Annotated in this window: 17 protein-coding genes; 9 read left to right on the top strand and 8 right to left on the bottom strand. The window is 74.6% G+C overall.

Going from position 1 to position 24,594, the window contains the following annotated elements; genetic code table 11:
• Window positions 1–223 precede the first annotated feature (223 nt).
• A complete protein-coding gene (locus tag ACGFSC_RS19975; protein ID WP_359910952.1) occupies window positions 224–1,000 on the top strand; it encodes a hypothetical protein in 777 nt (258 codons plus the stop codon).
• Window positions 1,001–1,102: 102 nt separating this feature from the next.
• On the opposite strand, the gene obgE is transcribed toward ACGFSC_RS19975, so the two are convergent.
• The 6 genes from obgE to ACGFSC_RS19945 all read right to left on the bottom strand — a co-directional run bounded on the left by obgE (window position 1,103) and on the right by ACGFSC_RS19945 (window position 10,594).
• Window positions 1,103–2,584 carry a GTPase ObgE gene (gene obgE / locus ACGFSC_RS19970; protein ID WP_359910951.1) on the bottom strand — a complete coding sequence of 494 codons (1,482 nt, stop codon included), beginning with the start codon at window positions 2,582–2,584 and terminating at the stop codon, window positions 1,103–1,105.
• A 139-nt stretch (window positions 2,585–2,723) separates the two neighbouring features.
• Complete coding sequence (gene rpmA / locus ACGFSC_RS19965; protein ID WP_030309712.1) at window positions 2,724–2,981, bottom strand: 50S ribosomal protein L27; 258 nt, start codon at window positions 2,979–2,981, stop codon at window positions 2,724–2,726.
• A 14-nt stretch (window positions 2,982–2,995) separates the two neighbouring features.
• Entirely contained in the window at window positions 2,996–3,313 is a 318-nt protein-coding gene (rplU, locus tag ACGFSC_RS19960; protein ID WP_045696828.1) for a 50S ribosomal protein L21, read from the bottom strand.
• Between the two features lie 227 nt (window positions 3,314–3,540).
• A complete protein-coding gene (locus ACGFSC_RS19955; protein WP_359910948.1) occupies window positions 3,541–7,233 on the bottom strand; it encodes an Rne/Rng family ribonuclease in 3,693 nt (1,230 codons plus the stop codon).
• Between the two features lie 398 nt (window positions 7,234–7,631).
• Window positions 7,632–8,432 carry a TIGR03936 family radical SAM-associated protein gene (locus tag ACGFSC_RS19950; RefSeq protein WP_359910945.1) on the bottom strand — a complete coding sequence of 267 codons (801 nt, stop codon included), beginning with the start codon at window positions 8,430–8,432 and terminating at the stop codon, window positions 7,632–7,634.
• A 233-nt stretch (window positions 8,433–8,665) separates the two neighbouring features.
• On the bottom strand, window positions 8,666–10,594 hold the full coding sequence (locus ACGFSC_RS19945) for a TIGR03960 family B12-binding radical SAM protein (RefSeq protein ID WP_359908081.1): 1,929 nt from the start codon (window positions 10,592–10,594) through the stop codon (window positions 8,666–8,668).
• Window positions 10,595–11,142: 548 nt separating this feature from the next.
• Between ACGFSC_RS19945 and ACGFSC_RS19940 the strand changes: the two genes are divergently transcribed.
• The 6 genes from ACGFSC_RS19940 to ACGFSC_RS19915 all read left to right on the top strand — a co-directional run bounded on the left by ACGFSC_RS19940 (window position 11,143) and on the right by ACGFSC_RS19915 (window position 19,059).
• Window positions 11,143–12,447, top strand: a complete 1,305-nt coding sequence (locus tag ACGFSC_RS19940) for a M14 family zinc carboxypeptidase (protein ID WP_359908084.1) — start codon at window positions 11,143–11,145, stop codon at window positions 12,445–12,447.
• A 154-nt stretch (window positions 12,448–12,601) separates the two neighbouring features.
• Window positions 12,602–13,405 (top strand): IclR family transcriptional regulator, encoded by an 804-nt coding sequence (locus ACGFSC_RS19935; protein ID WP_359908086.1) that lies wholly within the window; start codon window positions 12,602–12,604, stop codon window positions 13,403–13,405.
• Between the two features lie 452 nt (window positions 13,406–13,857).
• Window positions 13,858–15,543 carry an ABC transporter substrate-binding protein gene (locus ACGFSC_RS19930; RefSeq protein WP_359908088.1) on the top strand — a complete coding sequence of 562 codons (1,686 nt, stop codon included), beginning with the start codon at window positions 13,858–13,860 and terminating at the stop codon, window positions 15,541–15,543.
• Window positions 15,540–16,499: an ABC transporter permease gene (locus ACGFSC_RS19925; RefSeq protein WP_359908091.1), complete on the top strand. Its 960-nt coding sequence runs from the start codon at window positions 15,540–15,542 to the stop codon at window positions 16,497–16,499. The genes ACGFSC_RS19930 and ACGFSC_RS19925 overlap by 4 nt, the downstream gene beginning before the upstream one ends.
• Window positions 16,496–17,425 carry an ABC transporter permease gene (locus tag ACGFSC_RS19920; protein ID WP_359908094.1) on the top strand — a complete coding sequence of 310 codons (930 nt, stop codon included), beginning with the start codon at window positions 16,496–16,498 and terminating at the stop codon, window positions 17,423–17,425. The genes ACGFSC_RS19925 and ACGFSC_RS19920 overlap by 4 nt, the downstream gene beginning before the upstream one ends.
• Window positions 17,422–19,059: an ABC transporter ATP-binding protein gene (locus tag ACGFSC_RS19915; RefSeq protein ID WP_359908096.1), complete on the top strand. Its 1,638-nt coding sequence runs from the start codon at window positions 17,422–17,424 to the stop codon at window positions 19,057–19,059. Before ACGFSC_RS19920 ends, ACGFSC_RS19915 begins: the two co-directional genes overlap by 4 nt.
• A gap of 156 nt (window positions 19,060–19,215) precedes the next feature.
• Here the strand turns inward: ACGFSC_RS19915 and ACGFSC_RS19910 are convergent, their stop codons facing one another.
• A complete protein-coding gene (locus tag ACGFSC_RS19910; protein WP_359908099.1) occupies window positions 19,216–20,256 on the bottom strand; it encodes an SGNH/GDSL hydrolase family protein in 1,041 nt (346 codons plus the stop codon).
• Window positions 20,253–21,725: an MFS transporter gene (locus ACGFSC_RS19905; RefSeq protein ID WP_359908102.1), complete on the bottom strand. Its 1,473-nt coding sequence runs from the start codon at window positions 21,723–21,725 to the stop codon at window positions 20,253–20,255. Before ACGFSC_RS19905 ends, ACGFSC_RS19910 begins: the two co-directional genes overlap by 4 nt.
• Window positions 21,726–21,931: 206 nt before the next feature.
• Here ACGFSC_RS19905 and ACGFSC_RS19900 point away from each other — a divergent pair, with 206 nt between their 5' ends.
• Complete coding sequence (locus ACGFSC_RS19900; RefSeq protein WP_359908105.1) at window positions 21,932–23,119, top strand: acyltransferase; 1,188 nt, start codon at window positions 21,932–21,934, stop codon at window positions 23,117–23,119.
• 95 nt (window positions 23,120–23,214) lie between these two features.
• Window positions 23,215–24,417 (top strand): cytochrome P450, encoded by a 1,203-nt coding sequence (locus ACGFSC_RS19895; RefSeq protein ID WP_359908108.1) that lies wholly within the window; start codon window positions 23,215–23,217, stop codon window positions 24,415–24,417.
• Window positions 24,418–24,594 lie beyond the last annotated feature (177 nt).

The raw sequence follows: 24,594 nt of genomic DNA, 5'->3' as shown, positions 1-24,594 counted from the left end.
AGGTCACCCGCCGGGTGTTTCACCGGCTGGACCCGGCCCGGTCACGGGCCCGCCACAGCCCGTCCGGCAATCCGGATGACTGGTATGGTCCCTGACCGCAAGCCAGATCGGGGGACGGCTTCTTGCCCGCTGGACCCATGTCGTCATCGACCCTTCCTGTCACGACGGGCGGCGCCGCACTGGGCAAAGGCCGGCAACGGTCGCGGCCGTGCGCCCAGGAGAAATGCGCACCATGCGTTCGTACACCACCAAGCTGACCTTCGCCGCGCTCGCGGCGGCCACCGCACTGTCGCTCGCGGCCTGCGGGCCGGACAACGCCGACCCGGCCGCACCGGCGGGCGGCTCGACCGGTGCCGCTCCGGCGCCGACCAGCGGCGCTCCGGGCACCGCCACCGGAGGTGCCGCCACCGGGGGCACCGCGACCGGCGGCGCGGCCGGCGGTTCGACCGCGGCCCCGTCGGGTGCGGCGACCGGCGGAGCGGCGGCCGGCGGCGCGGGCACCGCCGGTGCGGCGGGCGGCGGGGCCGGCGGCGGAGCCGTCCCGGCGGCCGCCAGCAGCGTGAAGGTCGGCCAGAGCGCCACCGTGGACTTCGCCGACAAGACCTCCAAGGTCGCCACCAAGCTGGAGATCACCGTCACCGGCGTCGAGGTCGGCTCGGTGCAGGACTTCACCGCCGCCAAGATCAGCATCGTCGGCCTGGAAGGCCGCACCCCGGTGTACGTGAGCTACACCATCAAGAACGTCGGGGACGCCAGCCTCTCCTTCACCGCCCCGGACTCGAAGTTCGTCGTCTTCGACACCGCCGGCAAGAAGGGGCTCAACGTCATGACCGCCGCCACCCCGCTGCCCAAGTGCACCGGGGCGAAGTTCCAGGGCGTGACCAAGGGCGCCGAGGCCAAGGGCTGCACCATCATCTCCATCCCCGGGAACACCCCGGCCGCGGTCGGCTACACCGACCTGGCCGACCCGCTGAAGCTCCAGGCCTCCTGGGCCAAGTGACGCCCGGTCACCGCTGAGCACGCGGACGGCCCCCGCCACCTTCGACAGGTGACGGGGGCCGTCCGACAGGGGCCCTGGAGACAGGCCTCAGGACTCCGAGGCTCAGTGGTCCTCGTCGTCCTCGCCCTCGATGGCGGCCTGGCGGCCGCTGGAGAGCGCCTCGAAGGCGAGGAACTCGGACTCGGCCGCGTCCCGGCCCTTCTGCTTCTCGCGGCGGCGGTCGACCGCCGGGCGCGGGTTCTCGAAGCGGTGGTCCTCACCGCGACGGCCGAGCATCTCGGCACCGGCGGCCATGGTCGGCTCCCAGTCGAAGACGACGGCGTTCTCCTCGGGGCCGATGACGACGGTGTCGCCCTCGTGCGCCCCGATCTTCCACAGCTCCTGCTCGATCCCGAGGCGGGCCAGCCGGTCGGCGAGGTAGCCGACGGCCTCGTCGTTGCTGAAGTCGGTCTGGCGGACCCAGCGCTCCGGCTTGACGCCGCGGATGTGGTACGCGCCGTCCTCCTCGGTGATGGTGAAGCCGGCGTCGTCGACGGCCTTGGGCCGCAGCACGATCCGGGTGGACTCCTCGGCCGGCTTGGCGGCGCGCGCCTCGGCGACGATCCCGGCCACGGCGAAGCTCAGCTCGCGCAGGCCCTTGCGGGAGGCGGCGGAGACCTCGAACACCCGGTAGCCGCGCTCCTCCAGGGAGGCGCGGGTCAGGTCGGCGATGTCCTGGCCGTCCGGGACGTCCACCTTGTTGAGCGCGACCAGGCGCGGGCGGTCCTCCAGACCGCCGTACTCGGCGAGCTCGGCCTCGATGGTCTCCAGGTCGGTCAGCGGGTCGCGGCCGGGCTCCAGGGTGGCGCAGTCCAGCACGTGCACCAGCACCGAACAGCGTTCCACGTGGCGCAGGAACTCCAGGCCCAGGCCGCGGCCCTGGCTGGCGCCCGGGATCAGGCCGGGCACGTCGGCGATGGTGTAGACGATGTCGCCCGCGGTGACCACCCCGAGGTTGGGGATCAGGGTGGTGAACGGGTAGTCCGCGATCTTCGGCTTGGCGGCGGAGAGCACCGAGATCAGCGAGGACTTGCCGGCGCTCGGGTAGCCGACCAGGGCCACGTCGGCGACGGACTTGAGCTCCATGACGATGTCACGGGCCTCCCCGGGCTCGCCGAGCAGCGCGAAGCCGGGCGCCTTGCGGCGGGCCGAGGCCAGCGCGGCGTTGCCGAGGCCGCCGCGGCCGCCCTGGGCGGCGACGAAGCTCGTGCCGTGCCCGACCAGGTCGGCCAGCACGTTGCCCGTGCGGTCCAGCACCACGGTGCCGTCCGGCACCAGCAGGACGAGGTCCTCGCCGATCGCGCCGGTGCGGTTGCCGCCCGCGCCCGGCTTGCCGTTGGTGGCCTTGCGCTTGGGCGAGTGGTGGTACTCCAGCAGGGTGGTGACCTGCGAGTCCACGGTGAGGATGACGCTGCCGCCCTCACCGCCGTTGCCGCCGTCCGGGCCGCCGAGCGGCTTGAACTTCTCGCGGTGCACGGAGGCGCAGCCGTGGCCCCCGTTACCCGCGGCGACATGAAGTTCGACGCGGTCCACGAAGGTGGTCATGGGTGTGCCTCCAGTGCGCGAGAGTCTGCTTGCTACCTGCGTAAAGCGTGAAGGGTGGACCGGAGAATTCCGGCCCACCCTTCACTGTGAGTCTTGTCCGACCCGGTGGGTCTTCTCAGACTCGGGAGTCCGCGGGGACTCAGGCCTCGACGGCCACGATGTTGACGACCTTGCGGCCACGACGGGTGCCGAACTGCACCGCACCGGCGGTCAGCGCGAACAGGGTGTCGTCGCCACCGCGACCGACACCGGCACCCGGGTGGAAGTGGGTGCCGCGCTGGCGGACGAGGATCTCGCCGGCGGAGACGACCTGGCCACCGAAGCGCTTCACGCCGAGGCGCTGGGCGTTCGAGTCACGGCCGTTACGAGTAGAGCTTGCGCCCTTCTTGTGTGCCATTTTTCGCTATCCCCTTACTTGCTGACCGAGTCGATGCTCGTGATGCGCACCGCGGTGTGCTGCTGACGGTGACCCTGGCGACGGCGGTAGCCGGTCTTGTTCTTGTAACGCAGGATGACGATCTTGTCACCCTTGGTCTGGTCGACCACCTCGGCGTGAGCCTTCACGCCGGCCAGGACCCACGGGTCGGAGGTGACGGCGTCACCGTCGACGACGAGGATGGTCGAGAGCTCGACCGAGTCACCCGGCTTGGCCTCGATACGGTCGATCTCCAGCACGTCGCCCACGGCGACCTTGTGCTGGCGGCCGCCTGCGCGAACGATCGCGTACATGCGGTACCTGCTTTCCTTGCTCGGTCGGAACCCCCGACGCCAGCCACCTGGGTACGGACACAGGAGCCTCTCCCCGGCCCTCCGCGCGAACGCGGCGACCCGGGAAGGTGATGTGCTCGGGAGCATGGCGTAGACACGCCGATGGTCAAGAATACGGACCGGCCGCCCGGGGGGCAAACCGGCCCGTACGACCCGGGGCGGGATCACTCCCGCCCCGGGCGTGGGCACTACTCGGACGCCGTATCACCCTCGGCGGCCGCGGCCTTCTTGGCCGCCGCGCTCGTCCGCTTGGTGGCGGTCTTGCGGGCGGTGGTCTTCTTGGCCGCCGTGGTGGTCTTCTTGGCGGCGGTCTTCTTCGCGGCGGTCTTGCGGGCGGCCCGCTTCTTCGGCGCCGGCGCCTCCTCGGCCGGAGCCTCGCCGGCCTCCGTGGCCTCGGGAGCCTCCGTGGCCTCGGGAGCCTCGGCGACGACCGCGGCCTCCGCGACCACGACCGGCTCGCCCGGCGCCTCGGCGACGGCCTCGGCGGCGGCTTCCGCGACCGCCGGGGCGGCGGCCTCCAGGGCCGCCTCCAGCGCCGCCTCGGCCTTGGCCTGGAGCACCACGATCTCGGCGGTGTCCGGGGAACCCGCCGGAGCGGTCGCCTTGCGCACCGCGCGGCGACGCGGACGGCCCGCCGGAGCGGCGGCCGGGACCTCGGCCACGGGGGCCGCGGGGACCTCGACGGCCGGCGCGGCCGCCTCGGCCGGAGCCTCGACGCCCGGGACCTCCAGGGCCAGCTGGCCCTCGATCTCCTCGCGCACCGGCTCGGCGACGTCCTCCGCCGACTCGGACAGGATGGTCACCACGGGCTCGACGGCCTGCGGCTCCTCGTGGCCCGCGCCGCCCTTGCCGCGACGACGACGCTTGCCGCCGCCCGCACCGGCCTCGCCCGCCGCCACGGGGGCGTGGACGTGGGCGCTCGGCTGCTCCATGTGGACGATCACGCCGCGGCCGTTGCAGTGCACGCACGGCTCGGAGAAGGACTCCAGCAGGCCCTGGCCGACCCGCTTGCGGGTCATCTGGACCAGGCCCAGCGAGGTGACCTCGGCCACCTGGTGCTTGGTCCGGTCCCGGCCCAGGCACTCCAGCAGGCGGCGCAGCACCAGGTCGCGGTTGGACTCCAGCACCATGTCGATGAAGTCGATCACGATGATGCCGCCGAGGTCGCGCAGCCGCAGCTGGCGCACGATCTCCTCGGCCGCCTCGATGTTGTTCCGGGTGACCGTCTCCTCCAGGTTGCCGCCCTGGCCGACGAACTTCCCGGTGTTGACGTCGATGACGACCATCGCCTCGGTGCGGTCGATCACCAGCGAACCGCCGCTGGGCAGCCAGACCTTGCGGTCCAGCGCCTTCATCAGCTGCTCGTCGATCCGGTAGGTGGCGAACACGTCCACCTCGGAGGTCCACCGCTGGAGCCGCTCGGCGAGGTCCGGGGCCACGTTGGAGACGTACTCGTGGATGGTCTTCCACGCCTCGTCGCCGGAGACGATGACCTTGCTGAAGTCCTCGTTGAAGATGTCGCGGACGACCCGGACGGTCATGTCCGGCTCGCCGTACAGCAGCGCCGGGGCGTTGCCGGTCGCGGCCTTCTTCTGGATGTCCTCCCACTGCTGCTGGAGGCGCTGGACGTCGCGGGTCAGCTCCTCCTCGGAGGCGCCCTCGGCGGCGGTGCGCACGATGACGCCCGCGTCGTCCGGGACGATCTTCTTGAGGATCTGCTTCAGCCGGGCGCGCTCGTTCTCCGGGAGCTTGCGCGAGATGCCCGTCATCGAGCCCTCGGGCACGTACACCAGGTAGCGGCCGGGCAGCGAGATCTGGCTGGTCAGGCGGGCGCCCTTGTGGCCGATCGGGTCCTTGGAGACCTGCACCAGCACGGACTGGCCGGACTTCAGCACCGACTCGATCCGGCGCGGGCCGCCGTGGCCGCCCAGCGCGCCGAAGTTGACCTCACCGGCGTACAGCACCGCGTTGCGGCCCTTGCCGATGTCGACGAAGGCGGCCTCCATCGACGGCAGCACGTTCTGGACCTTGCCCAGGTAGACGTTGCCGACGTACGAGGTGGCCTGCTCCTTGTTGACGTAGTGCTCGACCAGCACGCCGTCCTCGAGGACGCCGATCTGGGTGCGCTGGCCGCTCTGGCGCACCACCATGACGCGCTCGACCGACTCGCGGCGGGCCAGGAACTCGGCCTCGGTGATGATCGGCACCCGGCGGCGGCCCAGCTCGCGGCCCTCGCGGCGGCGCTGCTTCTTGGCCTCCAGACGGGTCGAGCCCTTGATGGACTGCACCTCGTCCGGGTCGAAGGACGGCTCGGTGGAGCGGCGGCGCGGCTCGCGCACCTTCACCACCGTGCGGACGCCGTCCTCGGTGGTCTCGGCGGCCTCGACGGCGCCGGCCTCACCGCTGCGGCGACGGCGGCGACGGCGGCGGCGCGACGAGGACAGGCCGGCGGCCAGGTCGTCGTCCTCCTCGCCCTCGTCCTCGGCGACGGCCTCGGCCGACTCCTCGGCGGCGGGCTGCTCGGTCTCGACGGCCTCGGCGGCCTCGAACTCCTCGGCCTCGCCACGACGGCGGCGGCGGCCACCCCGGCGGCGACGGCGCGACGGACGGCCGTCGTCCTCCCACTCGCCCTCGGTCTCCGGACCGGTGACGGGGGCCTCCACGGCGGGCGCCTCGGCGACCGGGGCCTCGACGACCGGCGCGGCCTCGACCGGGGCCTTCACGGGGGCCTTCGCCGGCGCCTTCGCCTGGGCCTGGGCCTGGGCCTTCGCCTGGGCGGCCGGCTTGCGACGGGTCGGCTCGACCCGGGTACGGACCCGGCGGCGACGGCCGACACCGCTGTACTCGAACTCGTCGTCCTCCTCCGTGCGCTCGGCCACGGCCGGGGCCTCGGCCTGCACCGGGGCGGCGACGGGCTGCTGCGGCGCGGCCGCGGTGGCCGGCGCGGACGGCGTGGACGGCGCGACGAAGGGGGCCGGCTCCTGGAACACCGGGGCCTGGAAGACCGCGGTGGCCGGGCGCACGGCGCGGCGGCGCACCCGGTGGTGCGGCTCGGCGGGCGCCTCGGTGACGGGGGCCTCGGGGGCGGCGGCCTCGACGGCCTCCTCCTCGGGCTCCTCCGCGGCGGCGGGCTCCTCGGCCTGCGGCGCCTCGGCGACGGGCTCCTCCACCGGGGCCTCGACGACCGGCGCGGCCTCGACCACGCGACGGCGGCGGGGGCGGCGGGCCGGAGCGGCCGGGGCCTCCTCGGCCACCGGCTCGGCGGCGGCGGGGGCCTCGGGGGCGACGGCCTCGACGACCGGCGTCTCGACGACCGGCGCCTCGGCCTCGGTCGTGGGAGCACCGGCGGGCGCCTCGGCGCGCTTGCGGGTGCGCCGGGCCCGGGCGGGCTTCTCGGCGACGGGCTCGGCGACCTCGGCGACCTCGGCCTTGTCGGCCTTCTCCGCCTCCTCGGTCTTGCCCGCCTTGGTGGCCCTGGTGGCCCTGGTGGCCCTAGTGGCCTTCGCGGGCTTCTCGGCGGCGGGCTCGGCCGCCGGGGCCTGCGCCGTCTCCGGTGCGGTCACCACGATCGGGGTGGCCTCCGGCGCCCCGGCCGGGGCCTCGGCGCGCTTGCGGGTCCGGCGGGCCCGGACCGGCTTCTCGGCGGCGGGCTCGGCCGCCGGCTCCACGGCCGGAGCCGGGGTGGCCGCGGCGGTCGGCGTCTCGGCCGGCAGCACCGTCTCGGCCGCCTCGGCGGCCGCACCCTGCGGGGTGCCTGCCGGGCGGGACACCGCGCGGCGACGACGGCGCGGCGGCGCGGCGGACGCGCCCTCGCCACCGGTCGCGGCGGATTCGTTCTGGTCCGTGGCCGCAGTCTGCTGCGGATCGGTGTTATCGAGCATGCGGGTGGATCTCCCGTCAGGCCCCCGGGCTCCACATCCGGGCACGGCACGGCACCGCTGGGTGGCCGGCATCGCGACGATGCCCGGACCGGACCCTTTTGACGGTGCCGCCGCGCGGACGCGACGCCGCACAGGGGCTCGTAGTCTCGCTCGGCGCCCCGCGCTCGGCGGGGTGTCGAAAGTCTTCTGGTTCTGACCAGTCTTCTGAGGTTTTCCCAAGCTGCGCCGTCCCCCAACCCCGGGTGGCTCCCGGACGGGGTCCCGGACCGGCCGACCTTCCTGGTCGGCAGGCCCCGGGTGGCAGGCCTGTGCTGCGACGACGCTCGCTCCCCTGGGGAGCCGCGGGAACCCTGGAGGACCGTCGGGTCCAGTGAGGCACTGGACCCGGCCTCCCCCCGCTAGGCGGACGCGGTAGCGTGCGGCCCCACGGCCGGCTCCGAGCCGACCGGGGCCGCCGCGCGGTCGAGCGCCAGCGGGTCGGTCACCGTGCCGGTCTCCTCGTCGAGCGGCCCCTGCGCCAGCCTGGTCACCTCTGCGGGGACCGGCGGCGCCAGGTCGGCCGTCGCACGGAGACCGGACAATACGTCGTCGGGTCGTACGGCGGGTGTGGCGTGTCGTACTACCAGGCGCAGTATCGCACAGGGACGGCCGGTCCGAACATCGCGGTCGGTTCCGGGCCCGGCGTCCGCACCGGCCTCGACCTGGGCCGGGACGGCTTCCAGCGCCGCCACCGCGCCCCGCGCGTCGAAGACCCGCAGGCCGTTCTTGGTGCGGCGCTCGACCTCGACCCGCTCGGCGGCGAGGAAGCTCGCGACCGCCTCGGCGGCCACGTCGGGCTCCACGCCGTCCAGTCGGAGCAGCCACTCGGAGGCTTCCAGGCGCTCCACGAAGTTCGGCGTCCGGACCTCGACCGCGTCGATCACGTCCAGGCCGGCCGGCAGCGACTCGTCCAGCTGCGCCCGCAGCTGCTCGGGGTCGCGGACCGCGGCCAGGCCGATCTCCAGGTACTCCGCCTCGCTCGCCACCCCGGTCGGGGCCGCGTTGGCGTAGGAGACCTTCGGGTGCGGGGTGAAGCCGGCCGAGTAGGCCATCGGAACGGCGGACCGGCGCAGGGCGCGCTCGAAGGCGCGCTGGAAGTCGCGGTGGCTGGTGAAGCGGAGCCGGCCGCGCTTGGTGTAGCGGAGACGAATCCGCTGCACCGTCGGCGCGGGCGGCGGACCGTCGGGCGTACGGCGTGCCAGGGTCGCTCAGTCCTTAGTCAGTTGTCCCCGTCCGGTGCGGCGTCTTCCCGCCACTGTCCGGACTCTGTCACCTCAAAGGGTACGCGCCCCGCGCTCCCCCTCGCTCCGCCCCTGGTCAGCCTCCGCTCCACCGCACGCCGCGACCCCCGGCCGGAACGTTCCGGCCGGGGGTCGCGGGACGGGGGGACGCGCTACTTGTTGACCACCGTCAGGGGGAGCATCTTCTTGCCGGTGGGGCCGATCTGGATCTGGGTGTCCATCTGCGGGCACACGCCGCAGTCGAAGCACGGGGTCCAGCGGCAGTCGTCGACCTCGACCTCCTCCAGGGCGTCCTGCCAGTCCTCCCAGAGCCAGTCCTTGTCGAGGCCGCTGTCCAGGTGGTCCCAGGGCAGCACCTCCTCGTAGGTGCGCTCGCGGGTGGTGTACCAGTCGACGTCGACGCCGGTGCCGGACAGGCCCTTGTCGGCGCAGGCCATCCAGCGGTCGTACGAGAAGTACTCGCGCCAGCCGTCGAAGCGGCCGCCGTCCTCGTAGACCGCGCGGATGATCGCGCCGACCCGGCGGTCGCCGCGGGAGAGCAGGCCCTCGACGATGCCCGGCTTGCCGTCGTGGTAGCGGTAGCCGATGTTCTTGCCGTACTTGCGGTCGCCGCGGATCGAGTCGCGCAGCTTGGCCAGGCGGGCGTCGGTGTCCTCGGCGGACAGCTGCGGGGCCCACTGGAACGGGGTGTGCGGCTTGGGCACGAACCCGCCGATGGAGACGGTGCAGCGGATGTCGTTCTGGCCGGTGACCTCGCGGCCCTTCTGGATGACGTTCTTCGCCATCTCGCCGATCTGGAGCACGTCCTCGTCGGTCTCGGTCGGCAGGCCGCACATGAAGTACAGCTTCACCTGGCGCCAGCCGTTGCCGTACGCGGTGGCGACGGTGCGGATCAGGTCCTCCTCCGACACCATCTTGTTGATCACCTTGCGCATGCGCTCGCTGCCGCCCTCGGGGGCGAAGGTGAGGCCCGAGCGGCGCCCGTTGCGGGACAGCTCGTTGGCGAGGTCGATGTTGAAGGCGTCGACGCGGGTGGACGGCAGCGACAGGCCGATCTTGTCCTCGGTGTACCGGTCCGCCAGGCCCTTGGCGATGTCGCCGATCTCGGTGTGGTCGGCGCTGGACAGCGACAGCAGGCCGACCTCCTCGAAGCCGGTCGCCTTCAGCCCGCGCTCCACCATCTCGCCGATGCCGGTGATGCTTCGCTCCCGCACGGGGCGCGTGATCATGCCGGCCTGGCAGAAGCGGCAGCCGCGGGTGCAGCCGCGGAAGATCTCCACGGACATCCGCTCGTGCACCGTCTCCGCGAGCGGGACGAGCGGCTGCTTCGGGTACGGCCACTCGTCCAGGTCCATCACGGTGTGCTTGGACACCCGCCACGGCACGCCCGGGGCGTTCGGCACGACGCGGCCGATCCGGCCGTCGGCCAGGTACTCCACGTCGTAGAACTTCGGGACGTACACCCCGCCGGTGCGGGCCAGGCGCAGCAGCAGCTCGTCCCGGCCGCCCGGGCGGCCCTCGGCCTTCCAGGCGCGGATGATCTCCGTGATGTCGAGGACGGCCTGCTCGCCGTCGCCGACCACGGCGCAGTCGATGAAGTCGGCGATCGGCTCCGGGTTGAAGGCCGCGTGGCCGCCGGCCAGGACGATCGGGTCCTCGTCGGTGCGGGCCGCGGCCTCCAGCGGGATGCCGGCCAGGTCGAGCGCCGTGAGCATGTTGGTGTAGCCGAGCTCGGTGGAGAACGACAGCCCGAACACGTCGAAGGCCTTCACCGGGCGGTGGGCGTCCACGGTGAACTGGGGGACGTCGTGCTCGCGCATCAGCGCCTCGAGGTCCGGCCAGACGCTGTAGGTGCGCTCGGCGAGCACGCCCTCGCGCTCGTTCAGCACCTCGTAGAGGATCATGACGCCCTGGTTGGGCAGGCCGACCTCGTAGGCGTCGGGGTACATCAACGCCCAACGGACGTCGCAGGCGTCCCAGTCCTTGACGGTCGAGTTGAGCTCGCCGCCGACGTACTGGATCGGCTTCTGGACGTGCGGGAGGAGGGCCTCCAGGCGTGGGAAGACCGATTCGACAGTCATGTACTAGGAACCCTTACGACGTGATTCGGTGCCGCTGGCCGGCACGGGAGGGGTGACCCTCAAGGGTAGCCCAATCCGGGGAACGGGCCGTCTGCCCCGGATCACGGGCCCCGCGCGCTCCGGCGCCTCCCGGACGGCCGGTGTCCGCCCGTGCCCGCCGCCGTCCGCCGGCACCCGCCGGTGCCCGCCCCGGCACGCGCAGTGCGCGCCCGCCGGCCGGTGCCGTCCGCCGTTGACACGCCCGGAAGGACCGTGCGGTACTGACAGGGCTCCGCCAAAGAGATCTGCCCCCCTTCCGGACACGGAAGTTGAGTCGTACGCTCGGCCCTCTCGGTTTTCCGGCCGGCGCGACCCTCCCTCACCACGGGCCGCTCCGGCACGGCCCTGTCCGCCCCCGCCAGGCCCCGTCCCGGCTCCGCTCGGCCCCCGTCCCGGCCCGCGCGGTGCCCCGACCCGTTCCCGCCCCCGTCCCCCGCCCGCACGCCGTGCCCGGCGGCGCACCCGCACGCCCGCGCCCCGGCGGCCGTACGACCGGCGCTAGGAGAACCATGACCGACACCGGTCGGCGGATCCGCCCCCTCCGGCCCCTCGACAACCGGCCGGCCCGCTACCCCACGCCCGCCCAGGCCGAGTCCGCCGCCCGCCGGCTCGCCCTGCGGCACCCGGACCGCTGCCGGCTGCGCGAGGTGGGCCGCTCCCGGGCCGGGCGCCCGCTGATGCTGCTCTCCGTGGACCGCGGGCCGCGCGCGGTGCTGGTGGTCGGCGGCCCGCACCCCAACGAGCCGATCGGCACCGCCGGGACCGTCCGGCTCGCCGAGGTGCTGCTGGACCGTCCCGCCTGCCCCGGCGTCTCCTGGCACCTGCTGCTCTGCCTCGACCCGGACGGTGCCGCGCTCAACGCCGGCTGGCTGGACGGCCCGCTCACCATGCGGCGCCACTACGAGCACTTCTTCCGCCCCTCCTTCGAGGAGCAGCCCGAACTGCTGCCCGCCCCCGGCTCCGGCCGCCCGCCGATGCCGGAGAGCCTGGCGCTGACCGGCCTGATCGACGAGCTGCGCCCCTTCCTCCAGTGCTCGCTGCACGGGGTGGACTTCGGCGGCGCGTTCGTCCAGCTCACCCGCCCGGTCCAGGGCCTGGCCGGTCGCTTCGCCCGCTCCGCGGAACGGGCCGGCGTCCCGCTCGACGTGGACTCCTACGACGCGATCGGCTGGGCCAGCCCGGACCCGGGCACCTATCTGATGCCGGCCCCGGGCACCGGGGGTTCCCGGGCCCTGCCGGACGAGCCGGAGCTGTCCACCTGGTCGTACGCGGCCCGGTACGGCGCGGTCAGCGCGGTGCTGGAGGTCCCGATGTGGGCCGTCGACGCGGTCGGCGACGCCCGTCCCCACCCGGCCGGGGCGCAGACCCTCGCCGCGGCCGCCCGCGACCTCACCGCGCGCGCCGAGGAGCTCGCCGCCCTGCTCCCGGGCGTCGCCGCGCACCAGTACGAGGCCTACGGCCACGAGGCGTTCGGCCCGCTGCTGCGCACCGTCGAGCTCAGCCTGGCGGCCGCCCCGCGGGTGGCCGAGGAGTGGCTGGAGCGCTGGGGCTCCGAGCCGCTCACCGCCTCCCGGGTGACCACCGCCGGCCTGGTCGCGGCCCGCGTGCCGCTGCGGGTCGCGTCGGTCCTGCTGCGGCTGCTCGCCGACGCCCGCGACCCCGCCGCCGAGGCCGCCCGCGACCGCGCCCGCGCCGTCGTCACCGACAGCCTCGACCGGCTGCGCCACCGCTTCGGCGCCCGCTGGGTCCCCGTCCAGGAGCAACTCGCCCACCAGACGCGGGCCGTCCTCACCACCGCCGACTGCCTGCTCTAGGGTGCCCGGCCCGGATCCGCCGGCCCGGTTCCGCCGGGCGGCCTCGCGCAGGGCCGCGGTACGCGGAGCCCGCACCGCGGAATCCGCGTGCCGGGCGCGGGTGTTGGGGCGGGTGACGGGATGTGGGCGGCGGTGGCGGTGGAGGGTGGGGCGGGTGGCGGGGAATTCGGGGGAGGCCGGGGGGCGCTCGGTGGCCGGGCGGGTGTTCTCGGTGCTGGAGGCGTTCGACGGGGAGCGGGAGTCGCTGCGGCTGGCCGAGATCGCGCGGCAGACCGGGCTGCCGGCGCCGACGGCGCTGCGGATGGTGCGTGAGCTGGTCGCCTGGGGCGCGCTGGAGCGGCAGCGGGACGGCGGGTACCGGCTGGGGCGGCGGCTGTGGGCGCTGGGGGCGTTGGCGCCGTGCCTGCGCCGCATCCGGGAGCTGGCGCAGCCGGCCCTGCGGGAGCTGCACGAGCGGACCGGGCAGACCGCGCTGGTGGCGGCGCTGGACGGCCGTTCGGCGCTGCTGCTGGACCGGCTGCCGAGTGCGGCGGCGCAGTCCTCGCCGTTCCAGGTGCGGGTGGGCGGGCGGATGGACCTGCACGCCACGGCGGTGGGCCGGGTGCTGCTGGCGCACGCGCCGGAGGCGCTGGTGCGGGAGGTGGCGGCGGGTCTTTCGGCGGCGGGCGCGCGGCACACCCGGTACACGGTGGTGGCGCCGGGCCGGCTGGGCCGGGAGCTGGCGGCGGTGCGGCGCGGGGGTGTGGGGTACGCGCGCCGGGAGATGCAGCCGGCGTACGGGGCGGTGGCGGTGCCGGTGTTCCATCCGGACGGTTCGCTGCTGGCCGCGCTGGGGCTGGTGGTGGCCGCGCCGGTGGATCCGGCCCGGTACGAGGGGCGGTTGCGCGAGGCGGGGCGGCTGATGGCGGCCGAGGTCGCGCGTTCGGTGGCCGCGGAGGAGGCGCACCCCGCCGGGTGACACGCCTCCGGAGGGGGTCTTCCCCGGGTGACGCGCCCCGCCGGGCGGCGTCTTCCACTGGGTGGAACGCCGCGGTGGCCAGGAACCGCCGGTAGCGGGCACCCTGGTGCGCGAAACGGGCGAACGCGCAGGCATCGGAGGCCGCAGTGCACAGCAGCGGTGGCAGGACACCGGCCGCGCGGGGCCTCGCCCCGTCGGCGGGTGGTCCGGGCAGCCGTGGCCGATGTCGCGCCCTCGACCGCGCCCGTGGCACCGGTGTGCCCGGCGCCCCCTGCCGCTCCTCGGCCTGCCGCGCCTCGGCCTGACGCCCGAGCGAGGCCCGGCGCGGATCCGACGCGGGATCCGACGCAGGATCCGCCCCATCTTTCTCCTCTCCCCCTTCCCCCGCCGTGCGCGCCCGCGCCCGGCGGCGGTCCCGTACGCCCTCCACCGGCACCACCAAGGAGTCACCCATGCCCAGCAGACCCGTGCCCGCCGCCCGGCGCGTCCGCCGTCCGTTCGCCGTCCCCTCGTCCGTGCCCGCCGCCGGTCTGGCGGCCGTCCTGCTCGCCGGCTGCTCCTCGGCGGGCCCGGCCGGGCCGGGGGCGGGCGCCGAGGGGGCCCCGGTGCGCGGCGGCACCCTGAAGTACGCGGTGGCGGTCGGCACGTCCTGCCTGGACCCGCACGTCAGCCCCGGCGACGTGACGGCGGTGATCCAGCGCAACGTCTTCGACTCGCTGGTGTACCTGGACGACAAGGGCGCCTTCCACCCGTGGCTGGCGAAGTCCTGGCAGATCTCGCCGGACGCCCGCACGTACACCTTCCAGCTGCGCGAGGGCGTCACCTTCCACGACGGCACGGTCTTCGACGCGGCCGCGGTGAAGGCCAACCTGGACCACGTCAAGGACCCGAGGACCAAGTCGCTGTACGCGGCCAGCCTGCTCGGCCCGTACACCGGCACGGAGGTGGTGGACCCGCACACCGTCCGGGTGTCCTTCGCCGAGCCGTACGTGCCGTTCCTGCAGGCGGTCGCCACCCCCTACCTGGGCATCGCCTCGCCGAAGTCGCTGGCGGAGAAGGCGGACCAGCTGTGCGCGGGCGGCGAGAACTCGGTGGGCACCGGGCCGTTCAAGGAGACCGAGTACGTCAAGAACGACCACGTCGAGTTCAAGCGCAACGACGCCTACGCCTGGGCCCCGGAGGGCGCCGCGAACCAGGGCGCGCCGTACCTGGACGGGCTGACGATCCGCTTCCTGCCCGAGGACTCGGTCCGCAGCGGCGCGCTGACCAGCCGCCAGGTGGACGCGGCCACGCTGCCGGTCACCGCGGTGCGCACGGTGCGGGCGGCCACCGGCATCGAGGTGAACCGCACGCAGAACCCCGGCGTGGTCTACTCGCTGTTCCTGAACACCACCCGGGGGCCGCTGCAGGACGAGCGGGTGCGCCGGGCCGTCCAGCGGTCGGTGGACGTGGACGCGCTGGTCAAGAGCATCTACTTCGGCGAGTACGAGCGCGCCTGGAGCCCGCTGAGCCCGACCACCCCGGCGGCGTACGAGGCCGGGCTGAAGGACGCGCTGCCGCACGACGCGGCGGCGGCCGGCAAGCTGCTGGACGAGGCCGGCTGGAGCGCCAGGGACGCGGACGGCTACCGGGTGAAGGACGGCAAGCGGCTGACCCTGCACTGGCCGTACATCGCCTCGCTGGTGCGCGACCAGCGCGACACCCTGGCGGCGGGCATCCAGGCGGACCTGAAGAAGGCCGGGGTCGAGCTGGTCCGCGACTCGATCGACAACGGCACCTACTTCAAGATCTACGCGAGCGGCGACTACGACCTGTGGGACAACTCCTGGGTGCGGGCCGACCCGGCGATCCTGGCGGGCTTCTACCTCTCCTCCAACACCCCGGCGGCCGGCGGCCAGAACGTGTCGCTCAGCAAGGACCCGGAGCTCGACGGCTGGCTGACGGCGGGCGCGGCGACCACCGATCCGGCCGCCCGCAAGGCCGACTACACCAAGGCCGAGCGGTGGGCGGTGGAGCACGGCACGGTGCTGCCGCTGTACGTGACCACCAATCTGATCGGGCACACCCAGCTCGTCCGGGGCCTGGCGTTCGACGCGAACGCGTGGCCGCAGTTCGCCGGCGTCTGGAAGAACAAGTGACACGGGTCGCGCGCGCGGTGCTGCACCGGCTGGGCGGTGCGGTCCTGGTGCTCTGGGGTGCGGCCACCCTGGGGTTCCTGGCGCTGCACCTGGTGCCCGGCGACCCGGTGTCGACCCTGCTCGGCGGCTCGGTGACCACCGGTTCGGCGGCCGTCCGGGCGGAGATCACCCGGGAGTTCGGGCTGGACCGCCCGCTGTTCGAGCAGTACCTGACCTTCCTGGGCCGGCTGCTGGGCGGCGACCTCGGCCGCTCCTACCAGCAGCAGCAGCCGGTGAGCCGGATCATCGGCGAGCAGCTCGGCCCGACCGCGGGGCTCGCGCTGACGGCGTTCGGGCTGATCCTGGTGTTCGCCCTGGTGTCCGCGGTGACCACGGCCGGGCGGCGACGGGCGGTGCGCGGCGCGGCCTCCGGGGCGGAGCTGCTGGCGATCTCCACCCCGCCGTTCTGGCTGGGGGTCCTGCTGCTCACGCTGTTCTCCTTCCACCTGCGGCTGTTCCCGGTCGCCGGGGCGGAGGGCTGGCAGTCGCTGGTGCTGCCGGCGGTGACCCTGGCGGTGCCGTTCGGCTCGCTGCTCTCGCAGGTGCTGCGGGAGGGGCTGGAGTCGGCGCTGCACGAGCCGTTCGCACTGACCGCCCGTTCGCGCGGGATCGGCCCGCTGGCGCTGCGCGGCCGGCACGCGCTGCGGCACGCGCTGGTGCCGGCGGTCACGCTGGGCGGCTGGCTGGTGGGCGGGCTGCTGGGCGGGACGGTCCTGGTGGAGACGGTGTTCGCCCGGCCGGGTCTGGGCCGGGTGGCGCTGGACGCGGTCACCGGGCACGACCTGCCGGTGGTGATCGGGCTGATCCTGCTGTCCGCCGCGGTCTACCTGGTGGTGAACACCGCGGTGGACGCGCTCTACCTGCTGATCGACCCCCGGCTGCGCGGCGCCGGCCGGGTGCGGGAGGTGGCGGCATGACCGGCCCCCTCTCCCCCGGCATCGCCCCCGACCCCGACGCCACTCCCGCCCCCGACGCCGACGTCGCGCCGGCCTCCGGGCCGGCCGCCCGGGCGGTCCGCTCGGGCGGCGGGCGGGCGGACCGGGTACGGCCCGGGGTGCTGCTCGCCGCGCTGGTCCTGGCGGCGGCGGTGGTGGCCTGCGCCTGGCCCGCCCTGCTCGCGCACGCCGACCCGACGGCGGCCGACCCGGTCGCCGCGCTCACCCCGCCGGGGGCCGAACACTGGCTGGGCACCGACCAGTTGGGCCGGGACGTGTACGCCCGGGTGGTGCACGGCGCCCGGTACTCACTGCTGATCGGGCTCGGCGCGACGGCGCTGTCGGTCCTGGCGGGCCTGCTGGTCGGCCTGCCGGCCGCGCTGTCCGGCCGGATCGGCGACCAGGTGGCGATGCGCGCGGTGGACGTCCTCCTGGCGCTGCCCGAACTGCTGCTCGCGCTGCTGGTGATCGCGGTGGTGGGTCCGGGCACCGGCAACGCGCTGCTGGCCATCGCGATCGCGGCCACCCCCGGGTTCGCCCGACTGGTGCGCGGGCAGGCGATGGTGGTGCGCGGCTCGGAGTACGTGCGTGCCGCGACGGCCCTGGGGGTGCCCCGGGCGGCCGTGGTGCTGCGGCACGTGCTGCCGAACACCCTGGGGCCGCTGACGGTGCCCGCCACGCTGGCCGTCGGCACCGCCGTGGTCTCGGGCTCGGCGCTCAGCTTCCTCGGGCTCGGACCCAAGGCGCCCGCCCCGGAGTGGGGGGCGATGCTCTCCCAGGGGCGCGACTTCCTGTCCACCGCCTGGTGGATCGCGGTGTTCCCGGGGGCCGCCATCACCGCCGTGGTGGTCGCGATCACCGTGCTCGGCCGTCAGTTGCACCGCCGCCTGGAAGGACGGACGCCATGAGCCCGATCGTCGAACTGGAGGGCCTGAGCGTCGAGTTCGGCCACGGCAGGCAGCGGACCACGGCGGTGGCCGGGGTGTCGCTGTCGCTGTCGGCGGGCGAGTGCCTGGCGCTGGTCGGGGAGTCCGGCTCGGGCAAGAGCGTCACGGCCCGGACGCTGGTCGGACTGACCGCGCCCGGTGCCGCCGTCCGGGCCGAGCGCTTCCTGGTCGAGGGCCGGGACGCCGCCGCCTTCGGCGAGCGGGAGTGGCGCCGGGTGCGCGGCCGCACCGTCGCACTGGTGCTCCAGGACGCGCTGTCCGCGCTGGACCCGCTGCGCCGGGTGGGCACCGAGGTGGGCGAGCCGCTGCTCGCCCACCGGGTGCTGCCGAAGGCCGAGGTGCCGGGCCGGGTCGAGGAGCTGCTGGGCGACGTCGGGGTTCCGGAGCCGGCCGAACGGGCCCGGCAGTACCCCCACCAGCTCTCCGGCGGGCTGCGCCAGCGGGCGCTGATCGCCTCCGCGCTGGCGGCGGGGCCGCGGGTGCTGGTCGCGGACGAGCCGACCACCGCGCTGGACGTCACGGTGCAGGCCCAAGTGCTCGACCTGCTCGGCGAGTTGAAGGCCGAGGGGACGGCCCTGCTGCTGATCAGCCACGACCTGGCGGTGGTGGCCCGGCTGGCGGACCGGATCGCGGTGATGAAGGACGGCCGGATCGTGGAGAGCGGACCGGCCGACCGGGTGCTGGGTGCGCCCGAGCACCCGTACACCCGGATGCTGCTGGCGGCCGCGCCCGATCCGGACCGACCGGGGCCGGCCCCGGCGGCCGACGCGCAGGAGCGGAAGCAGGAACAGGACCAGGGGCAGGAGCAGGACCGGCTCCTCACCGCCAGGGGCCTGGTGAAGCGCTACCGCACCCCGGACGGCGGCCTGCGGGAGGCGGTCGCCGACGTGTCGTTCACGCTCGCGCCCGGCGAGACCCTGGGCATCGTCGGCGAGTCCGGCTCCGGCAAGAGCACCACCGCCCAGCTGGTGATGGGCATGCTGGCCCCGGACGCCGGGGAGGTGCTGCTGGACGGCCGCCCGTGGAGCGCGCTGCCCGAGCGCGAGCGCCGTCCGGCCCGGGCCGCCGTGCAACTGGTCCACCAGGACCCGCTGGCCTCCTTCGATCCGCGCTTCACCGTCCGGCGGATCCTGGCCGAGGCGCTGGCGGTCGCCGGGGTGGCCCGCGGCGCGGCCCGGCGGGAGCGGGCGGTCGGACTGCTGACCCAGGTGGGCCTCGGCGAGCAGCACCTGGAGCGGCGGCCGCGCTCGCTGTCCGGCGGGCAGCGCCAGCGGGTGGCGATCGCCCGGGCGCTGGCCACCGGGCCGCGGCTGCTGGTCTGCGACGAGCCGGTGTCGGCACTGGACGTCTCGGTGCAGGCGCAGGTGCTGGAGCTGCTGGCCCGGCTGCGGGCCGAGCTGGGCCTGGCGATGCTGTTCATCTCGCACGACCTCGCGGTGGTGCGCCAGGTGAGCGACCGGGTGCTGGTGATGAAGGACGGCCGGGCGGTCGAGTACGGCCCGGCCGAGCGGGTGTTCCGCTCCCCCGAGCACCCGTACACCCGGCAGCTGCTGGCGGCGGTGCCCCGGCTGCCCGCACGGACCGCGGCGGCCTGACGGGCCCCGGCACACGACGGTGCCCCGGCGGGAACGTCCCGTCGGGGCACCGTCGTTCGGAGCCGGGCGCCGCCCCGGCCGGGTGCGGCCGTCGGCCCGGCAGGAGCCGGACGCCGGGCGGGCAGGAGTCGACCGCCAACCCGGCAGGACCGGCCGTCAGCCCGGCAGGAACCGCCGGAGGATCGGCGCGGCCCGGTCGGCGAGGTCGTGCTCGCCGTCCGGGGTCGGGTGCAGCCCGTCCGCGTAGACCCGGTCGGCCTCGGCGACGGGCAGCACCTCGCGGCCGTCGACCAGGTGCAGCCGCCGGTCGCCGAGCCGCTGGAGCACCCGGACCGCCTCGCCGGTCAGCTCCCGGATGCCCTCCAGGGTGAGCCCGGCGGCGTTGACCGCCTTCTCCCGCTCCACCGAGGGCAGCGCGGCGATCACCGCGATCGGGGTGTCGGGGTGGCCGTCGCGGACGGTCTCGACGAAGCCGCACACCGCCGAGCCCCAGCTGCGCGCGGTGAACACGCTGCGGATGTAGGCGTTGGTGCCGATCTCCAGGGTGATCAGCTCGGCCGGGGTGTCCCGCAGGACGCGGGCGACCAGCGGGTCCAGGTACGCCTCCCCGGCGAAGCCGAGGTTGCGCAGCCGCCAGCCGTGCCGGACGGCCACCAGGGAGACCCAGCTCTCGGACGGGCCGTGCGGGAACATCGCGTGGGTGAGCGAGCTGCCGTACGCGATCCAGCGCGGGCCGGTGCGTTCGAGCGGCTCCAGCACCCGGTGGCCGTGCAGCGAGAGCCGGCCGATCCAGGTGCGGCTGAGGTGCGGCAGCCAGATCTCCACCTCGGCCGGGCCGTTCGCGCCGGCGGGCAGCGGCAGGGTGAGCCGGTGGCGGCCGGGCACCGGGTGCCACCGGTGGGCGACGACGCCGTCCACCACCACGTCCAGCGGCGCGCTGCCGGGTTCGGCGTCCAGTTCCAGGACCAGTTCGACGGCGTCGGTGCGCAGGCCGAAGCGGGCGCCGGCCGGGAGTCGGGCGAGGCGGGCGAAGTCGGCGGAGAGGGTGGTCGCCACCCGGTCCAGCGGCAGGCGCAGCGGGATCCAGCGGTCCTCGTGCCGGGCCAGGCCGCTGATGCCGTCCCAGGAGAGCCGGGGGTCGTCCGGGGTGAGGTGTTCGACGGCGGCGGCGGTGGCGGCGGGCCGGGTGGCGGTCACGCCCGGCCCTCCTGGAGGTCGGCGGCCAGGGCCTGCGCCTCGGCGGGCGAGGCCTCGGCGGGCGGCGCCTGCGCGGCGTCCCCGCCCTTCGGCGCCCCCAGCCCGAGGGCGGCGGCGACCAGCCCGACGGCCGAGAAGAGCGCGGCGACCAGGAAGGCCCAGTGGTACGCGGAGAGCGAGGGCGAGGCGCCGCCGACGCCGGTGAGCACCGCCGCGCCGACGGCGACGCCGATGCCGCCGCCGAGCTGGAGGGCGGCGGTGACCAGCGCGGTGGCCAGCCCCTGGTCCTCGTTCTTCACGCCGCCGACCGCGGCGATGTTGAAGGCGAGGAAGCTGGTGCCGTTGCCGAGCCCGTGCACGATCAGCGCGGGCAGCAGGACGCTCAGGTAGTTGCTGTCGGTGCCGGTGCGCAGGAACAGCAGGATGCCGCCGCCCTGGAGGAGCAGGCCGAGGACGGCCGCCGGGCGCAGCCCGGAGCGGTTGATCAGCTTGGGCGCGAGGTTGACGGCGAGCAGGATCGCGGCGGCCATCGGGACGATCGCCAGGCCCGCCTGGAGGGCGCTGTAGCCGAGCACCTGCTGGAGGTAGAGCAGGGCGATGAACTGCCAGCCGATGGTGGCGCAGGCCCAGACCAGGCCGATGGTGTTGGCGGTGGACAGGGTGCGAGAGCGGAAGATCCGCAGCGGCAGCAGCGGGTCGGTGCGGCGCTGCTGGATGACCACGAAGACGACCAGCAGCACGACGGCGGCGATCAGCGAGCCGAGGGTGGCGGCGGAGCCCCAGCCGGCTTCGGGGGCGCGGACGAGTCCGAGGACGAGCAGCAGGACGCCGGCGGTGGCGGTGAGCGCGCCGGCCGCGTCGAAGCCGGGCCGTTCGCCGGTGCGCGCCTGGTCGGGGGCGACGGCGTAGTTGGTGACGGCGAGGACGAGCGAGGCGACGACGAAGGGGACGAAGAAGATGAGCCGCCAGTGCACTTCGGTCAGGACGCCGGAGAACACCAGGCCGGCCGCGTAGCCGCTGGCGCCGGTGAGGGAGAAGATGCCCATCGCGCGGGTGCGCTCGGGGCCCTCCTTGAACGTGGTGGTGATGATCGACATCGCCGCGGGGGCGATGAAGGCGGCGGCGACGCCCTTGATGACGCGGCTGACGACCAGCAGGGTGCCGTCGGAGACGAGCCCGCCGGCGAGGCTGACCAGGGCGAACACGGCGGTGGCCCAGAAGAAGAGCCGGCGCCGGCCGAAGAGGTCGGCGGCTCGGCCGCCGAGCAGCAGGAAGCCGCCGTAGGCGACGGCGTAGCCGGAGATGATCCACTGCAGCGTCTCAGGCCCGAGGCCGAGGTCCTGCTTGATCTCCGGCAGGGCGACACCCATCAGGGAGACGTCCATCGAGTCGAGGAAGAGCTGGGCGCAGAGCACCAGGAGTGCCAACCCCTTGTGCGCGCCGAGGGTGCGGGGCGCCGTGTCCGGCATCGGCCCTCTCCCAATCCATCTGGCAGACAATCGTCTGCATCTCAATCAAGTGGGCTGAACGTAGCAGTCAAATCATCTAGCGTCAAACAATCTCTGCGCCACGCGACCACCAACACCCCTTGCATCTCCGCGAGTTGACTTCCTATTGTTTGATAATTGCCGAACCTTAGAAATATCGGCCCTACCCACGGGGGAGTTGCCCACCCATGCCCGAATCCGTCAGACGTCCCCGCCTGCCCTCGCTCACCGGCGTCAGATTCCTGATCGTGGTCCCGGTCTTCGCCTTCCACGCGGACATGGAGAAACCGTTCGGCGACGCGGGGGTCGCCGACGCCTACGCCTGGCTCGTCGCCAACGGCGCCTGGACCGCGATCAGCTGCTTCTTCGTCCTCAGCGGCTTCGTGATCACCTGGGGCTCGCGCCCCGACCACAGTGCCCGCGGCTTCTGGCGCCGCCGGGCCGCCAAGATCTACCCGCTGCACGTGCTCACCTGGGCCGCCGCACTGGTGCTGCTCGCCGTGGCCGGCCACGCCGCGACCGCCCGCCAGGCCGTTCCCAACCTGTTCCTGGTGCACACCTGGAACCCGGACCGCGAGGTCTTCTCCAGCCTCAACGACGTCAGTTGGTCGATCTCCTGCGAGATCTTCTTCTACGCCGCCTTCCCGCTGCTGGTGCGCTGGATCCGGAAGATCCGCCCCGAACGGCTCTGGGCCTGGACCGCCGGGGTGATCGCCGCGGTCCTGCTCGTCCCGGCCGCCTCCGCCCTGCTGCCGGACCGTCCGCCGCTGCCCTTCGGTTCCGGCTCGGTGTGGCAGTTCTGGTTCGTCTACGTGTTCCCGCCGGTGCGGCTGCTGGAGTTCGTGCTGGGCATCCTGCTCGCCCGGATCGTCCTCACCGGCCGCCGGCTGCCGATCGGCGCCCTGCCCGCCGCCCTGCTCCTGATCCCGGCCCAACTCCTGGCCAAGCAGCTGCCGTTCCTGTGGGGGCTGACCACCCCCGCGATCGTCCCGATCGCCCTGCTGCTGCCCGCGCTCGCCGCCCGGGACGTGGCCGGCCGGCGCACCTTCCTCACCTCCCGGCCGCTGGTCACCCTCGGCAGCTGGACGTTCGCCTTCTACCTGGTCCACCGGCTGATCCTGGACCACGGCCACCGCGCCCTCGGCGCCGGACGGACCTTCACCACCCCGGTCGCCACCGCGCTGCTGCTCGGCGCGTTCACCGCCGCCTGGCTGCTCGCCGGGCTCCTGCACCGGTACGTCGAGCTCCCGGCCGTACGGCTGCTCGCCGCACCCCGCCGGCGCACCACCGACGCCACGCCCCCGAGCCCCCCGGCCGGTCCGGCGCCCGCCCCCGACCCGGACACCGGCCGCCTGACCGAAGCCCCGACCACCTGAGCACGCGCCCGCACCCGAACCCCCGACCGGAACCACGACCGCCAGACCACGACCGCCCGACCACGACCCCAGCGATCCCACCGAGAGGCAGACCGATGACCGACCAGGACCTCACCGCCTACCCCCTTCCGCTCTCCCCCTACGGCGAGCCGCCCGCCGAGTTCGCCGAACTGCGCGCCAAGTGCCCGGTCAGCCGGGTCCGGCTGCCCAGCGGCGACCAGGCCTGGCTGGTCACCGGCTACGACGAGGTCGTCTCCGCGCTCTCCGACCAGCGGCTGTCCCGGGCCGCGCTGCGCGAGCCGGGCGCCGTGCGCACCGTCTCCGGCGAGGACTTCTCCGACAACCCGTACAACCTGCTCAACCAGGAGGGCCCCGACCACGCCCGGCTGCGCCGGCTGATCTCCCCCGCCTTCACCCCGCGCAAGGCCGAGCGCTGGCGCTCCCGGGTGGTCGAGATCGCCGACGAGCTCATCGACCGCCTGGTCGAAGGTCCCCGGCCGGCCGACCTGCACCACGACTTCGCCGCCGTGCTGCCGGTCTGGGTGATCTGCGAGATGGTCGGCGCCCCGGTCGAGGACCGCCCGCTGCTCCAGCAGTGGACCGACCGGCTGGTCTCCATCACCGCCCACACCCCCGAGGAGCGGCTCGCCGCCCGCCAGGAGTCCGCCGCGTACGTCGCCGGGCTGGTCGCCGAACGCCGCGCGAACCCCGGCGAGGACCTGCTCTCCACCCTCATCTCGGCCCGCGACGACGAGGACCGCCTCGACGAGCGCGAGCTGGTCTGGCTCGGCATCAACCTGCTGGTCGCCGGCCACGACACCACCGTCAGCGCGGTCTCCCGGGCGCTGTACCAGCTGCTGCGCCACCCCGACCAGTGGCGGCTGCTCACCGAGCGCCCCGACCTGCTGGACAACGCGACCGAGGAACTGCTGCGCTACGCCCCGCCGTCCGAGATCGGCTTCATGCGGGTCGCCACCGAGGACCTGGAGCTGGCCGGCACCCCGGTCGCCAAGGGCGAGGGCGTCATCCCGGTGATGCACGCGGCCGGCCGCGACATCCGCCGGGTGGACGACCCCGAGCGGCTCGACCTCACCCGCGCCGACCCCAAGCACGTCGCCTTCGGCCACGGCGCCCACTACTGCCCCGGCGCGGGCGTCGCCCGGATGGAGCTCCAGGTCGCCTTCGGCACCCTGGCCCGCCGGCTGCCCTCGCTGCGGCTCGCGGTGCCCGCCGAGGAGGTCGAGTGGCTCGGCGGCCTGCTGACACTGCGTCCGAAGGCGCTGCCCGTCGAGTGGTGACGGGGCTCGGCGGACGCCCCGGCGACCCGGTCCGACGGCCCGTCCGTTGGGCCGGGTCGCCGCCCGCCGCCCGGCCGTTGGGACGGGATCCGGTCCGTACCGACGCCCGAAGACGGAACACCTGTCCGATCCCGAGACTTGGGGCCAGCCGGTACACCGCCCCCTCCGACCGGACCG

It is taken from the genome of Kitasatospora sp. NPDC048715, from assembly GCF_043198905.1.
In the GTDB taxonomy this organism is placed as follows: domain Bacteria; phylum Actinomycetota; class Actinomycetes; order Streptomycetales; family Streptomycetaceae; genus Kitasatospora; species Kitasatospora lactacystinica.
The sequence above is the reverse complement of the archived record's forward strand: the minus strand, read 5'-3'. Positions and strand labels throughout refer to the sequence as shown.

Bases quoted from the DNA above. Each gene is read 5' to 3' on its own strand.
- ACGFSC_RS19975 (WP_359910952.1), top strand. From the start codon at position 224: ATGCGCACCATGCGTTCGTACACCACCAAGCTGACCTTCGCCGCGCTC.
- obgE (WP_359910951.1), bottom strand. From the start codon at position 2,584: ATGACCACCTTCGTGGACCGCGTCGAACTTCATGTCGCCGCGGGTAAC.
- rpmA (WP_030309712.1), bottom strand. From the start codon at position 2,981: ATGGCACACAAGAAGGGCGCAAGCTCTACTCGTAACGGCCGTGACTCG.
- rplU (WP_045696828.1), bottom strand. From the start codon at position 3,313: ATGTACGCGATCGTTCGCGCAGGCGGCCGCCAGCACAAGGTCGCCGTG.
- ACGFSC_RS19955 (WP_359910948.1), bottom strand. From the start codon at position 7,233: ATGCTCGATAACACCGATCCGCAGCAGACTGCGGCCACGGACCAGAAC.
- ACGFSC_RS19945 (WP_359908081.1), bottom strand. From the start codon at position 10,594: ATGACTGTCGAATCGGTCTTCCCACGCCTGGAGGCCCTCCTCCCGCAC.
- ACGFSC_RS19940 (WP_359908084.1), top strand. From the start codon at position 11,143: ATGACCGACACCGGTCGGCGGATCCGCCCCCTCCGGCCCCTCGACAAC.
- ACGFSC_RS19930 (WP_359908088.1), top strand. From the start codon at position 13,858: ATGCCCAGCAGACCCGTGCCCGCCGCCCGGCGCGTCCGCCGTCCGTTC.
- ACGFSC_RS19920 (WP_359908094.1), top strand. From the start codon at position 16,496: ATGACCGGCCCCCTCTCCCCCGGCATCGCCCCCGACCCCGACGCCACT.
- ACGFSC_RS19915 (WP_359908096.1), top strand. From the start codon at position 17,422: ATGAGCCCGATCGTCGAACTGGAGGGCCTGAGCGTCGAGTTCGGCCAC.
- ACGFSC_RS19905 (WP_359908102.1), bottom strand. From the start codon at position 21,725: ATGCCGGACACGGCGCCCCGCACCCTCGGCGCGCACAAGGGGTTGGCA.
- ACGFSC_RS19900 (WP_359908105.1), top strand. From the start codon at position 21,932: ATGCCCGAATCCGTCAGACGTCCCCGCCTGCCCTCGCTCACCGGCGTC.
- ACGFSC_RS19895 (WP_359908108.1), top strand. From the start codon at position 23,215: ATGACCGACCAGGACCTCACCGCCTACCCCCTTCCGCTCTCCCCCTAC.